Origin of the sequence: Streptomyces sp. NPDC051738 (assembly GCF_044453205.1) — a bacterium.
In the GTDB taxonomy this organism is placed as follows: domain Bacteria; phylum Actinomycetota; class Actinomycetes; order Streptomycetales; family Streptomycetaceae; genus Streptomyces.
The window spans coordinates 216790-229451 of the sequence record NZ_JBITCM010000018.1; the positions used below are offsets into that span (position 1 = coordinate 216790).

The following is a 12662-nucleotide window of genomic DNA, read 5'->3' on the forward strand; positions in this document are numbered from 1 at the left end:
CTCCGGGGCGGGTCGCGCCTCTTCGAAGCCACGGCCCGCCCCAACCCCCCACCCGCTAGCGGAAGTTGTCTGCTCAGCCATGCGCGTGTACCTGCTCGCCCTCAACCCGACCGACTCCGTCACCGAGGGCTTCCTGCCCGCCGCCGCCCGCCTCGGTCTGGACGTCACCGTCCTCACCGACCAGCCCGACGCCCACCGTCGCACCTACCCGGAGATCGAGGTCCTGGAGTGCGACGTCCGTGACCACCGGGCCGTGATCACCCGGATCTCCACGCATCACCGCCCCGATGCCGTCTTCACCAACAGCGACCACCTCCAGACCCAGGCCGCCCTGGCCGCCGCCTACTTCGACCTCCCCGGCAAGGACTGGCGGGCCACCCTGCGCTGCAAGGACAAGGCCGAGATGCGCCGCCGCCTCGCCGCGGCCGGCGTGGACACGGTCCGGTCGGTGGGGCTGACCGAACCGGTCGCTCCCGACGACGCGCCGTACCCGTGTGTGGTCAAGCCGCGCGAGGGCGTGGCCAGCGAGGACGTCGTCCTCGCGCACAGCCCGCAGGAGTTGGTGGCGCACACCAAGGCGATTCTCACCCGCCGCCCGGGCACGGTCCTGGTCGTCGAGGAGTACCTCCCCGGCGACCTGTTCACCCTGGAGACCCTCGGCGACGGGAACGTCCGCCATGTGCTGGGCGGCTTCCACACCGAGCTGTCACCGCCGCCGTACTTCATCGAGGAACGGCTCACCTTCGTCCCCGCCCACCCCGAGCCGGTCGTCGCGCAGGTCCTGACGCAACTGGACGCGCTGGGCGTCGGGTTCGGTGCCTGCCACACCGAGTTCGTGATGCACGAGGGGCGGGCGCGGATCATCGAGGTCAACTACCGGGCCATCGGCGACCAGTGCGATCTGCTGCTGGCCCGGCTGCTCGGCATCCCGCTCTTCGAGCACATCCTGCGCACCCACCTCGGCGAGCCGCTCCCGGCCGACCTCGGCGCCCGCCGCGACGGCGCGGCCCGCCTTGAGTACCCGTGCGCCGACCGGGCCGGTGTCCTGGTGGGCGCCCCCGAGGCCACGGACCTCGACGTCGACGGTGTGCATCTGACGTACCGCCCGCTGCGCTCGGTGGGCGAGCGGCACGAGCTGTACATGACCAACCGGGACTACCTCGGCGTCCTCCGGGCCACCGGCACGGACCAGCCGACGGTCGACCGAGCGGTGGCGGACTTCCTGGCCGACCGGCACTGGGAGATCCAGCCGTGACCGCCGTGAGCGCTGTAAACGCTGCGACCGCCCAGACCGTGCCGGACGCCTGTGAGGCGGAACTGCTCACCCGCGTACTGAGCGCCCTGCTGCGCGAGGACGTGGTCGGGCTGCGCACGCGCAGCGCGCTCCTGCACCGGCCGGACGGTGACTGGCTGAGGCTGCCCACACCCGAGGGCGACGCCCTGTTGCTGCCCGTCGAGGAGGACGGCTACCAGTGCGCGTACGCAGCCCGGCTGCCGCTCCTGATGCGCGAAGCGGACGGCGCCGAGCTGACGTCGTACGCCACCGTGCTCGGCGCGCTGCGTGAACTCGCCGAGCCCGTCGACCGGGGCGGCTTCGACGTCTTCGCCGAGGAGTGCCGGCAGACGCTGGCCACGACCCGGTTGCATGCGGCGACACGGGCGGAGGTGCTGGCGCTACTCGAACCGGGGATCGGAGTCGGCGGAAGTCTGGCGTACGACACGCTCGCCGCCCGCCTCGACCATCCCGTCTACCCGACCTCGCGCGGGCGCTCCGGGCTGACCGAGGAGCAACTACGCGCGTACGCACCGGAGTTCCACCCTCGATTCGCGCTGCGGTGGATCGCCCTCCCCCGGGAGGCGGTCTCCCTGACCGGCACACTCCCCGACAGCTGGCCCACGCCGACGACGCTCGGTCTGCCCGAGGTGCAGGACACTCATCTCGCCCTGCCCGTCCACCCGTTGACCGTCGAAGCCCTGTCGGACGCGCGCCTCCCGGACGGCGCGGTGCTCGCCGACCGTGCCCGTCTCGACGTCGTCCCGACCCTGTCGATGCGCACCGTCGCCACGGTCGCGGATCCGTCCCTGCACCTCAAACTCCCCCTGGCCACCGCCACGTTGGGCCTGCGCAACAAACGGACCGTCAAGCCCGGCACCCTGGTCGACGGTGCGGTGGGGCAGCGGCTGCTGGAGGCGGTGATCGCCCGTGAGCCCCGCTTCCGGGACACCATCCTGCACGCGGACGAGACGACGTACGCACATGCCGGGCACGAGCTGCTGGCGGTCCTGTGCCGCCGCTACCCGGCCGGGCTCGACGACTCGACGGTCGTCCCGTTGGCGGCCCTCCTCGCGGAGGCGGTCGACGGACGGCTGGTCGTCGAGCATCTCGCCGACCGGTTCTACGGCAGCGATCCGCTCGCCCTGCTGGACGCCCTCCTGACGCTGCTGTTCGACTGGCAGACCACGCTGTTCGGGTACGGCATCGCGCTGGAGTCGCACCAGCAGAACATCTCCGTGGTGCTGCGGCCCGGCGGCGAGCTGCGGCTGCTGTTCAAGGACAACGACGGGCCGCGTATCAACGCCGAGCGCCTGGACGGCGTGCTCGCCGGGCCCTGGGACTTCGACGACGCGCGGATCTTCGCTACGGACGACGGGCCCGTGGCCGACGTGTTCGCGACCATCACGGTCCATCTGTGCGCGGGGTCCTACGCGTTCGGGCTGCCCAAGCATCGCGAGGCTCTGCTGAGTCTCGTACGCACCCGACTGACGGAGGCCGTGGACCGGCTCGGCGGCGACGCCGGTGCCGTCCTGCGCGCCCGCGTCCTGGACGCGCCGTGGCTGCCGGTGAAGGCGATGGTGACGGCCGGGACGCTGCTGTCCAAGGAGCGCTCGGGCGCCGCCGACATCAACAAGCACTACACGACCGGCCCCAACTACCTGCTGCCCGGCGGTGGTCCGGCATGAGCGCGCAGGCGCTGCGCCTGCCGCGGTCCGGGTTCGGGCGCGGACATGTGCAGGCGGTGGCCGGCTGCTACTTCGTGGCGTCGTTCGCGGCGCTGGGACTGCCGCCGTATCTCACCCAGATCCTGCCGGAGCTGGGCGACCACCAGGCCCGCTGGGCGGGCGTGCTCTACATCGTGCCGACCGTGTTCGGCGCGCTCGGCGCCCCGCTGTGGGGGCGGCTCGCGGACCGGTTCGGGCGTAAACGGCTGCTGCTGCGCGCCCAGTTGGGGCTCGCGGTGTCCTTCGTGCTCGCGGGCTGGGCGGACTCCATGGCGACCTTCACGGTGGCGCTGGTGCTGCAGGGAATCCTGGGCGGCACGTTCGCCGCGTCCAACGGCTACCTGGGCGCCGCGCTGGAGGGCCCCGCACTGTCCAAGGCGCTCACCCTGATGCAGGGCAGCGCGCGGGCGGCTCTGGTCGTCGCTCCGATCGTGGTCGGTTCGCTGTCGGGCTGGCTGTCCCCGCACCGGCAGTACGCGCTGCTCGCCGTTCTGCCGCTGACGGCCGCCCTGCTGCTCGCGGCGCTGCCCGAGCCGGAGCCCGTCGAGCAGCCGCCGAGCAGGCCGGAGGCGGTGGACGGGACGGCTCCGCTGGTCTCGCTGAAGGGGCTGTACGCCCTGGAGTTCGCCTTCGTCTTCTCCACGGTCATCTCCTTCCCCTACCTGATCCAGCTCGTCGACGACCGAATACCGGGGACCTCACCGGCACTGTCCGGTGTGCTCTTCGCCCTGCCCCACCTCGTCTATCTGGTGTCGGCGCTGGCGGTGCACGCCGCGTTCCGGGACCGTCCGCAGGCCGGGATCGCGCTTGGCTTCGCCTGTATCGCGCTCGGGCTCGCCGGGCACGGGGTCGCCGGTTCGCTGACCTCGCTCATCGCCGTACGACTGCTGCTGGGCGCGGGGCTCACCCTCGGTCTCGTGTGCCTGTCGGTGCTGGCTGCCGACTGTGCCAAGGGCCGTGCGCCGGGCGGCATGTTCGGAGCGCTCGAGTTCTTCTCCAAGGCCGGCGCGGTCGCCGCCGGTCTGGCCGCGGCGGCGGGCAGTGCCCGCTTCGGACCGGCCGCACCCGTGCTGATCGGCGGCGCCGCAGCCGCCGTCACCGTCCTCGCCACGCTTCTCCCCGCTCTCCTCCCCTCACTGAACCACCGCACCCGCCGGAGCAGCTGATGCCCTCCCTGACCGACTCGCTCGGCAGCGCCCCCAAGCTCTCGACCTCGCTCGTACAGCGCGGTACCACCGTCTCCCGCGCCCAACTGCCCACCGCCGACGAGGCGGTGGCCCACACCCTCCTCAACTGCCTGCTGCGCGAGGTGTCCGGCCCCGAGCACCAGACCGTGGTCACCGACGGCCGTCTGCTGCTGCGCCTGCCCCGCCGCGGGGTGCTGCTGCGGGTCGCCCTGCGCCGTACCTCGCTGCTCGGGGCGCACCGGTTCACCGGCCCGGTGAGCGAACAGCAGGGCGGCGACTGGAGTGAGGTGGACTGGCGGCGTCTCGCCGAGTACACGCACGACGAGCTGTCACTGCGTACGGGTGTGCGCAACGAGGAGTTCCTGGAGCAGATCGCCTCCAGCCACGAGGCCGTGTCGACCACGCTGGCCATCACGCGAGGCCCCTCGGCCACCGCCTCGGACGACCGGCTCTCCGCCTACCTGGCCTCCGAGCAGTCCCTCCTCTTCGGCCACCGCTTCCACCCCACACCCAAGGCCCGCACCGGCGATCCGCGCGCCTGGTCCGCGTACGCCCCGGAGGTCGGGGCCGCCTTCCCGCTGCGGCACCTCGCCGTGCGCGCCGACCTGATCGCCGAGGAGTACGCCGACGCCTCGGCCGTCGCCCCGCTGGACCGGCAGCGCACGGACGTCCCGGAGGGCTACCGCCTGCTGCCCGCCCATCCCTGGCAGTACGAGACGCTGAGCGAGCACCCGTTGCTCCGCGCCGCCCTCGACCGCGGGGACGTCGTCGACCTCGGCCCCGGCGGGCAGCCCTTCGCCGCCACCGCGTCCGTGCGCACCCTGTACGACGGCGAGAGCTTCCTGAAGTTCAGCCTGAACGTGCGGATCACCAACTGCCTGCGCAAGAACAGCAGTTACGAGCTGTCGGGAGCCGTCGCCCTCACCCGTGTCCTGGCACCGGCCCTCGCCGACCTGGCCGACCGCTTCCCCGGCAGCGCGGTCCTCCGCGAGCCCGCCTACCGCACCCTCGCCCTCCCCGGCCCGGACGGGACACCGGACCGCTCGCTGTTCGAGGGCTTCGGCGTCATCGTCCGCGAGGGCCTGCCGCAGCGACTCGCGCCGGGCACCACTCCCCTGCTGGCGGCCGCGGTCGCCGACGAGTACCCGACCGGCGCCGCGCACATCTCACGGCTCCTCGACGGCGCCGACGAGCAGGCGGCCCTCGACTGGTGGTCGGCGTACCTCGACCTCCTCCTGCCGCCCGTCCTCGCCGCGTACTTCGACCACGGTCTGGTCCTGGAACCGCACCTCCAGAACGTCCTGATCTGCGTCGACGACGACGGCAGGCCCGCCCAGGTCCTCTTCCGCGACCTGGAGGGCACCAAGCTGGTCCCCGACCACCACGCGGACACCCTCGCCGCGCTGCCGCCCGAGGTCGCGGGCCCGATGACGTACGACGCCCAGCGCGGCTGGGACCGCGTCATCTACTGCCTGCTGGTCAACCATGTCGCCGAGCTGCTCGCCGCCCTCGCCGACCTGCACCCGGGAGCGGAGGCCGCGCTCTGGGCACGGGTGCGGAGCACGCTCGACGCGTACGCCGAGAAGTTCGGCTGCCCGCCGCGCATGGCGGCCCTGCTGGCCGGCGTGCCGCTGCCCGCCAAGGCCAACCTGCTCACCCGCTGGGAGCGCAAGGCCGACCGCGAGGCCGGCTACGTCCGGTTGCCGTCCCCGCTCGCCGAGGACGTCCTGGGCGACGCGACGAAGGCCACCGCCCCGCGTGACACGACCGGGGGCACCCGATGACCGAGCCGACACCCGCGGTCCGCGACCGGGCCCTGTCCTTGCAGTCCACCGAACTCCCCGTGTACCTCTACGACTTGGCGGCCTTGCACGACCACGCCGCCACCGTTCGGGCCGCGTTGCCCGAGCGGGTCGAGCTGTACTACGCCGCGAAGGCCAACCCGGAACCGGAGATCCTCACCGCGCTGGCCCCGTACGTCGACGGGTACGAGGTCTCCTCGGGCGGCGAACTCGCCCACGTCGCCAAGGCGGTGCCTGGCCGCCCGCTCGCCTTCGGCGGTCCCGGCAAGACGCCGGACGAGGTGACGGCCGCGCTGGAGACCGGAGTCGAGCGCTTCCACGTGGAGAGCGCGTACGAGCTGCGCATGCTGGCCGAGTTGGCGCGGGCGTACGCGCCGGGACGGCGGGTGGCGGTGCTGCCGCGGGTCAACCTGCCGGTGGCCGACGGGTCGTTGGCGGGCAGCTCGCTGGCGATGGGGGGTCGTCCGACGCCGTTCGGGACGGACCCGGCGCAGGCCGTCGAGATCGTGCGTGCCCTCACGGACGGGACGTACCCCCAGCTCGAACTACGGGGCATTCACGCCCACTTGGCCAGCGGTCTGGAGGCGGCCGAGCAGGTCGCGGTGGCCGAGTCGATCGTGGCCTGGGCCACCGGCCTGGGCGTCCCTCTCGCCGAGGTGAACGTCGGCGGCGGCATGCACGTCGACTACGGCGACCCGGAGCGCCGCTTCGACTGGGCCGCGTACGGCGAAGGGCTGGCCCGGCTGACCGAGGCGCACCCGGGGCTGACCCTGCGCATCGAGCCGGGCCGGGCGCTCACGGCGTACTGCGGCTGGTACGCCACCGAGGTACTGGACGTGAAGCACAGCCACGGCGAGGAGTTCGCCGTCGTCCGGGGCGGCACCCACCATCTACGGACCCCGGCGACAAAAGGCCACGACCAGCCCTGTTCCGTGCTACCGGTCGACGCCTGGCCCCACCCCTGGCCGCGGCCCGCGGCGGCCGGCGACCGGGTCACGCTGGCCGGTCAGCTGTGCACACCGAAGGACGTGCTGGCCCGCCGGGTGCCCGCGGCCGGGCTCCGGGCCGGCGACCGGGTGCTGTTCTCACTGGCGGGCGCCTATGCGTGGAACATCTCCCACCACGACTTCCTGATGCACCCCAGGCCGGGCTTCCACTTCCTGTCGGCGCCGACCGACACCACCGAGTAACGGTCGCATCACTCTCGGCACACACGAAGGGCCGCCCGGCACGATCCGGGCGGCCCTTTCGTGTGTCGGTGGTCCAATCACCTCTGGCGAAATCGACTGCGGTTCGGCCGCGCCCAAGGGGCGCGGGGCTGTGTCGATGTGCGGCTCCGCCGCGGGGCGCGACCAGCCACGATGGCGCCGCAGCCGATCGACTGCCTGTCGCGGCCGCGCGGCGAAGCCGCACATCGACGCAGCCAGCGGAGCGCCTAGCGCAGGTGCCCCAGCTGCGCCGGGTTCAGGGCGTCGATGCGGTCGAGGTGGCCCAGCTGCTGGGAGACCCGCGGGACGCGGTGCTGGTGCTGGGCGGGGATGCCGGTCGTGGCCAGCGAGTCCAGCGTGGTGATCGGGTTCAGCGGGGTGCCGGCGTTCCGGGTGTCCACGGGCTGCGCGTTCGCCAGCGGGGCGGCGAGCCCGGTGATGCCGGCGGCCAGACCAACGGCGGCTGCGATACGTCGTGTTGAGATCATGCTTTGCGCAACGCGGGCGGCCCGCCGCCGGACACGGCCGCCCCGCGGGGCTCACCCGTCAGGCCCAGCGCACCGGGCGCGCTTGCCGAGTCCGGCGGGGCGGAGGAGTCTCGGAGAAGAGGCCCTCCCGGTCGTCCCTCATCCTGCCGCGGGCCTCGGAGGAGGTCACCATGGGCACCGCCGCATTTCCCACGTTCGACACCGACACACTGCGCCGGGGCATAGAAGGACAGACCCCGGACACTCTCCTTTCTCTGTACACGGACGACGCGGAACTGCGCGTCGTGAACCGCAACGCCCAGCCCAGCCACCCCAAGGTGCTGCACGGCCGTCACGAGATCGCCGCGATGCTCGGCGACGTCTACAGCCGCGACATGACGCACAAGCTGGAGGGATGCGTCATCCAGGGGGACCGTGCCGCCTACAGCGAGTCCTGCGAGTACGCGGACGGGGTGCGTGTCCTGTCCGAGTCGATGATCACGCTGCGCGACGGCAAGATATCCCGCCAGATCCTGATCGAGGCGTGGGACGAGTAACCGAAGCACCAGACGTTCGGGAAGGGAGCGGTCGAAGGTCCAGGTCGGCTGGTGACCGACCTGGACCTTCTTCATCGTCAGGGAGTCCTCAGCGTCGTGACGAGGTCGCGCGGGAGTCCGTGGGTGTCATGCAGGTAGTGGTAGTCGTCGTCGCTCAACGGGCCCTCGAACTCCGGCCTGCCGAGCACCCGACGCCCCCGCTCAAGGAGCCTGCCGAACCGCCGTTCCTCGTCCAGCAGCACCTCGCGCACCGGACCCGTTCCGCAGGACTGGCGGAAGTGGTCCAGCGTGTGACTCAGGACCTCCTCGGGCAGGTCGACAAGGGTGCGCGAGGGGTCGCCGCGCCACAGCGTGGTGAGGGCACGGCGGATCAGCCGGCGCAGGACGTAGCCGCGTCCGGTGTTGGAGGGCCGTACGCCGTCGCCGATGACGACGATCCCGGACCGCAGGTGGTCACAGACGAGTCGGGGGGACGGTCCGTCCGGATTCCACAGCGGCGGAAGCAGCCTCATCCAGGGCTCGAACAGGTCACTGTCGTACACGGAGTCGTGGCCCTGCAGAACCGTCACGAGTCGCTCCAGACCCATTCCCGTGTCGACGCTGGGCTGTTGGAGGGGCTGGAGGCTGCCGTCCTCGTGGCGTCGGTAGCGCATACTGACGTGGTTCCAGACCTCGACCCACCTGGGGTCGGCGGTGGGGGTGCCCTGCGGTGGGGTGTCCGGGTCACCGGTCCACAGGAAGATCTCCGAATCGGGGCCGCAGAGGCCGACGGGGCCGTGGGACCACCAGTTCTCGTCCCGGGTCGGCTCGACGGGCAGCCCCAACTCCCGCCAGGTGTCGAGCGATTCACTGTCCGGGCCGACCTCCTCGCCTCCCCCGAAGACAGTGACGTACATCCGCTCCGGCAGGACACCGAAGCCGTCGCGCAGCAGCTCGTAGCCCCAACGCAGGCTCTGTGAATGGTCGTAGTCGCCCAAGGACCAGGAACCGAGCATCTCGAACATCGTCAGATGGGTCGGGTCACCGACCTCGTCGAGGTCACTGGTGCGCAGACAGCGCTGGACGTTGACCAGCCGCCGTCCCTGTGGATGCGGGCGGCGGCCTTCCAGGTAGGGGGTGAGCGGGTGCATGCCCGAGGTGGTGAACAGCACCGGGTCGGTCGGCAGCGGCAGCAGGGTGCTGCCGGTGATCAGCTCGTGTCCGCGTTCGCGGAAGAAGTCGGTGAAGGTGCGGACGATGTGATCGGTGCTCGGCGGAGTGGTCATCGCGGATTCCTTCGGGTCGTGGGGACCGGAAAGAACCGCGGAACAGCTTCGGCCATGAAGGGGAAGGCGTACACCGACGGTCCGTTTCCGGCCGCCGGGAGGAGTGGGATCAGGCGTCGGCAGCCGGGGAGCTGGTCGCTCGCGCGGCTGCGGTGTGGGTATGCCCGATGCCCTTCATGGAATCGACGGTAACAGTGGGCGTCCGAACCGTCGCCCGGTTTTCTCCGGCCCCGAGCCCCGAGCCCCGAACCGTCTCCGTCGACTCGAACAACCTCCGTTAAGGTGGCCGTGGGCCGTGACTGGCGCTGAGGTGGAGCACCACCGGGGAGCGGCCTCGCAGAGTCGATGCCGTGCGCCTGGGCGAACCGGACACCCCAGCCCAGGAGTGGATCATGACTCAGGCCCGGCTCATGGACGGCACCGCGCTCGCCCGGCGCATCGTCGAGGAGACCACCAAACGCGCCGCCGACCTCACCGAACGCACCGGCACCGCGCCCTGCCTCGCGACCGTACTGGTCGGCGAGGATCCCGCGTCCGTCACGTACGTCCGTATGAAGCAGAACCGGTGCCGCAAGGCCGGGATCACGTCCCGCCATGTGCCGCTGCCCGCCGACACCACCACCGGGCAACTCGTCTGCACCCTGCGTGACTTGTCGGCCGATCCCGGTGTACACGGCATCCTGCTCCAGCACCCGATGGGCCCGCACATCGACGAGCGGGCCGCGTTCGAGGCGATCGCGCCGGAGAAGGACGTCGACGGGGTCACCTTCGCCTCGTTCGCCACGATGAGCTTCGGGCTGCCGGGATTCGTGTCCTGCACGCCCGGCGGGATCATGCGGCTGCTCGACGAGTACGGCGTCGACCCGGCCGGCAGCCGTGCCGTGGTCGTCGGCCGCAGCGCGATCCTCGGCAAGCCGGCGGGCATGCTGCTGCTCGCGCGCGACGCGACGGTGACGTACTGCCACTCCCGTACGACGGATCTGTCGGCGGCCGTCCGCGAGGCGGACATCGTCGTCGCGGCCGTCGGGCGGCCCAGGCTGATCAAGGGGCAGGACCTCAAGCCCGGCGCCGTGGTGATCGACGCCGGGTACAACCCCGGGAACGTCGGCGACGTCGACTTCGACTCCGCCGTCGAGCGGGCCTCCCTCATCACGCCGGTGCCGGGCGGTGTCGGTCCGATGACGATCGCCACGCTGCTGGAGCAGACCGTGGACGCCGCCACCCGGCAGCTCGGGGTGTGATCAGCGCATCCAGGCGCTGTACGACATCACGTCGCCGGCCTTGACGCCGTACTTCGGGTCCGCCTTCGTGAAGGTGGTCTCCAGCCCGAGTACGGCGCCGGTGGCCGGGTCCATGATCAGCATCTCGCGGGTGGCGGACAGGTCGTACACGTACGCCAGTCCACGCCGTCCGAGCCGGTCCGTGACCTGCCCGAGCGGCCGGAGCCCCTCCGTCTCCGCGAGGAGCCGCGCCACCGTCGCCGACTCGCGGGCGCCGAGGGTCCAGGTGCCGAGCAGCGACGCGACGGCGTCGAGGAGTTCGCGGGTGTTCAGCGGGGTCTTGCTGTACGCGGCCTCCTGCAGGTAGGCGCGCAGGTGGGCGACGTCGGTCGGAGGCGGCGACTGCGGCGGGGCGTCGCTCCAACTGGGCGGGTAGGTCTGCTCGCTGAGGACATGGCCGTCCTCGACGAGTTTCCCTTCCTCGCCGAGGACGGGCCGGCCGGGGTGGCGCGGGTCGGTCGCCACGACGATCTCGGTATGGCTGTCGTCGGCGTTCCAGCGCACGATGCGCTCCTCGGGAAGCGTGATCGGCGGCTTGTTGTCGCTCATACCGATGCTCCACGACTGCACGTGCGTGCCCTTGCGCAGCTTCGGCGAACCGTCGGCCGCGGCCGCCTGTGCCCGCTCGGCCAGGGTTTTCAGGGATACGGGGGTGGAGTCGGCCTGCACGAGCAGCGGGCGGGGTGCGGCCACCGCCGGGGCGGTCGTCTGGCCGGTGAACAGCAGAGCCGACACGAGCGCGCCTACGACGGCCGTGGCGGCCAGGCCCCAGGCCAGCCGCGGGCGGCGCGACGTCGGCTGCCGCATCAGCCGGTTGAGGTGGCGCTCGGCGTGGTGGTCCAAAGGGCCCTCGCCGAAGTGGGGTCCGTCGACCGGTACCGGGTTGGCTCGGCGCAGCAGTTCGAGTTCGTCAGCCATGGTTTCGTTCCTTCGGCGCGGTCGCGGGGCACACTCGGTCGATCTCGGCTCTCAGTCGGCGCCGGGCGCGGTGCAGCCGCATCGACGCGGCCCGTCTGCCGCAGCCGAGGGCGACGGCCAGTTCCTCGACGCCGAGTTCCTCCCACGCCGTCAGCCGCAGTACCTCCTGGTCGGCCGGGGGCAGCCGGGACAGTGCCTCGTGCACCCACGCGCCCGGCGCCTCCGCGTCCGGGCTGTCCACGATGTGCCGGCCGTGCGCGGCGTCGTCGTTGCCCATTCGGTCGACAAGACGCCGGCGGCGCCCGAAGCCGCGTACCGCGTTCGCCAGGCAGTTGCGTGCCACGCCGTACAGCCAGGGCAGCGGGGTGGCCGGGAGGTCGTCCCGGCGCCGCCAGGCGACGGTGAACACCTCCGCCACCACTTCCTCGACCTCACTCGTACGCCCGTCCAGTCGCCGCGCGACATAGCGGCTGACCGCCCAGTAGTGCTCGCGATAGGCAGCGGCGAAGATCTCGTCGTTGCTCATGTTCCGTTCGTGTCCGGCACTCGCCGGATCGTCACACCCGTTTCCGTGATTCTTGTCGCCTCCTCAGAGTGTGACGTCCTCACGCCGCGCGGACACAGGCGGGGCGTGAAGAGGATCAATGACATCAAGGCGGTCCAGTGGCTGACCACCACGGATCACAAGACGATCGGCACGCTCTATCTGGTCACGTCGTTCGCGTTCTTCTGCATCGGCGGGGTGATGGCGCTGTTCATGCGCGCCGAGCTGGCCCGGCCTGGTCTGCAGATCATGTCGAACGAGCAGTTCAACCAGGCGTTCACGATGCACGGCACGATCATGCTGCTGATGTTCGCGACGCCGCTGTTCGCCGGCTTCGCCAACTGGATCATGCCGCTGCAGATCGGCGCGCCGGACGTGGCGTTCCCGCGGCTGAACATGTTCGCCTACTGGCTGTACCTGTTCGGCTCGCTCAT

12 protein-coding genes and 1 riboswitch are annotated in these 12662 nt (G+C 71.6%); of the genes, 8 read left to right on the top strand and 4 right to left on the bottom strand.

The annotated features are described in order from the left end of the window. Nucleotides 1-79 precede the first annotated feature (79 nt). The 5 genes from ACIA8X_RS35430 to ACIA8X_RS35450 are packed head-to-tail and all read left to right on the top strand — an operon-like array spanning nt 80 to nt 7179. Nucleotides 80-1255 carry an acetyl-CoA carboxylase biotin carboxylase subunit family protein gene (locus tag ACIA8X_RS35430; protein ID WP_399460009.1) on the top strand — a complete coding sequence of 392 codons (1176 nt, stop codon included), beginning with the start codon at nt 80-82 and terminating at the stop codon, nt 1253-1255. Next, nucleotides 1252-2961, top strand: a complete 1710-nt coding sequence (locus ACIA8X_RS35435) for an IucA/IucC family protein (RefSeq protein WP_393446812.1) — start codon at nt 1252-1254, stop codon at nt 2959-2961. The genes ACIA8X_RS35430 and ACIA8X_RS35435 overlap by 4 nt, the downstream gene beginning before the upstream one ends. Next, entirely contained in the window at nt 2958-4166 is a 1209-nt protein-coding gene (locus tag ACIA8X_RS35440; protein ID WP_399460010.1) for an MFS transporter, read from the top strand. Before ACIA8X_RS35435 ends, ACIA8X_RS35440 begins: the two co-directional genes overlap by 4 nt. Next, a complete protein-coding gene (locus ACIA8X_RS35445) occupies nt 4166-5971 on the top strand; it encodes an IucA/IucC family protein (RefSeq protein WP_399460011.1) in 1806 nt (601 codons plus the stop codon). The genes ACIA8X_RS35440 and ACIA8X_RS35445 overlap by 1 nt, the downstream gene beginning before the upstream one ends. Further along, on the top strand, nt 5968-7179 hold the full coding sequence (locus tag ACIA8X_RS35450; protein WP_399460012.1) for a type III PLP-dependent enzyme: 1212 nt from the start codon (nt 5968-5970) through the stop codon (nt 7177-7179). Before ACIA8X_RS35445 ends, ACIA8X_RS35450 begins: the two co-directional genes overlap by 4 nt. 245 nt (nt 7180-7424) lie before the next feature. On the opposite strand, the gene ACIA8X_RS35455 is transcribed toward ACIA8X_RS35450, so the two are convergent. Beyond that, nucleotides 7425-7685 (bottom strand): hypothetical protein, encoded by a 261-nt coding sequence (locus ACIA8X_RS35455; protein ID WP_393446820.1) that lies wholly within the window; start codon nt 7683-7685, stop codon nt 7425-7427. Between the two features lie 170 nt (nt 7686-7855). On the opposite strand from ACIA8X_RS35455, the gene ACIA8X_RS35460 reads away from it, so the two are divergent. Continuing rightward, nucleotides 7856-8221, top strand: coding sequence for a nuclear transport factor 2 family protein (locus ACIA8X_RS35460; RefSeq protein ID WP_393446822.1), 366 nt, complete (start codon nt 7856-7858; stop codon nt 8219-8221). Nucleotides 8222-8298: 77 nt separating this feature from the next. Here the strand turns inward: ACIA8X_RS35460 and ACIA8X_RS35465 are convergent, their stop codons facing one another. After that, on the bottom strand, nt 8299-9486 hold the full coding sequence (locus ACIA8X_RS35465) for an alanine--tRNA ligase-related protein (RefSeq protein ID WP_399460013.1): 1188 nt from the start codon (nt 9484-9486) through the stop codon (nt 8299-8301). 285 nt (nt 9487-9771) lie between these two features. Beyond that, nucleotides 9772-9855, top strand: a riboswitch (ZMP/ZTP riboswitch). A gap of 23 nt (nt 9856-9878) precedes the next feature. Here ACIA8X_RS35465 and ACIA8X_RS35470 point away from each other — a divergent pair. Next, nucleotides 9879-10727, top strand: a complete 849-nt coding sequence (locus ACIA8X_RS35470; protein WP_399460014.1) for a bifunctional 5,10-methylenetetrahydrofolate dehydrogenase/5,10-methenyltetrahydrofolate cyclohydrolase — start codon at nt 9879-9881, stop codon at nt 10725-10727. Here the strand turns inward: ACIA8X_RS35470 and ACIA8X_RS35475 are convergent, their stop codons facing one another. Together ACIA8X_RS35475 and ACIA8X_RS35480 are read right to left on the bottom strand one after the other, a co-directional pair. Beyond that, entirely contained in the window at nt 10728-11684 is a 957-nt protein-coding gene (locus ACIA8X_RS35475; RefSeq protein WP_399460015.1) for a CU044_5270 family protein, read from the bottom strand. Next, complete coding sequence (locus tag ACIA8X_RS35480; RefSeq protein ID WP_393446830.1) at nt 11677-12210, bottom strand: RNA polymerase sigma factor; 534 nt, start codon at nt 12208-12210, stop codon at nt 11677-11679. The genes ACIA8X_RS35475 and ACIA8X_RS35480 overlap by 8 nt, the downstream gene beginning before the upstream one ends. 105 nt (nt 12211-12315) lie before the next feature. Here ACIA8X_RS35480 and ACIA8X_RS35485 point away from each other — a divergent pair. Continuing rightward, a partial coding sequence (locus tag ACIA8X_RS35485) for a cbb3-type cytochrome c oxidase subunit I (RefSeq protein ID WP_399460016.1) occupies nt 12316-12662 on the top strand: 347 nt, incomplete at its 3' end.

Bases quoted from the DNA above. Each gene is read 5' to 3' on its own strand.
- ACIA8X_RS35430 (WP_399460009.1), top strand. From the start codon at position 80: ATGCGCGTGTACCTGCTCGCCCTCAACCCGACCGACTCCGTCACCGAG.
- ACIA8X_RS35440 (WP_399460010.1), top strand. From the start codon at position 2,958: ATGAGCGCGCAGGCGCTGCGCCTGCCGCGGTCCGGGTTCGGGCGCGGA.
- ACIA8X_RS35445 (WP_399460011.1), top strand. From the start codon at position 4,166: ATGCCCTCCCTGACCGACTCGCTCGGCAGCGCCCCCAAGCTCTCGACC.
- ACIA8X_RS35450 (WP_399460012.1), top strand. From the start codon at position 5,968: ATGACCGAGCCGACACCCGCGGTCCGCGACCGGGCCCTGTCCTTGCAG.
- ACIA8X_RS35455 (WP_393446820.1), bottom strand. From the start codon at position 7,685: ATGATCTCAACACGACGTATCGCAGCCGCCGTTGGTCTGGCCGCCGGC.
- ACIA8X_RS35460 (WP_393446822.1), top strand. From the start codon at position 7,856: ATGGGCACCGCCGCATTTCCCACGTTCGACACCGACACACTGCGCCGG.
- ACIA8X_RS35465 (WP_399460013.1), bottom strand. From the start codon at position 9,486: ATGACCACTCCGCCGAGCACCGATCACATCGTCCGCACCTTCACCGAC.
- ACIA8X_RS35470 (WP_399460014.1), top strand. From the start codon at position 9,879: ATGACTCAGGCCCGGCTCATGGACGGCACCGCGCTCGCCCGGCGCATC.
- ACIA8X_RS35475 (WP_399460015.1), bottom strand. From the start codon at position 11,684: ATGGCTGACGAACTCGAACTGCTGCGCCGAGCCAACCCGGTACCGGTC.
- ACIA8X_RS35480 (WP_393446830.1), bottom strand. From the start codon at position 12,210: ATGAGCAACGACGAGATCTTCGCCGCTGCCTATCGCGAGCACTACTGG.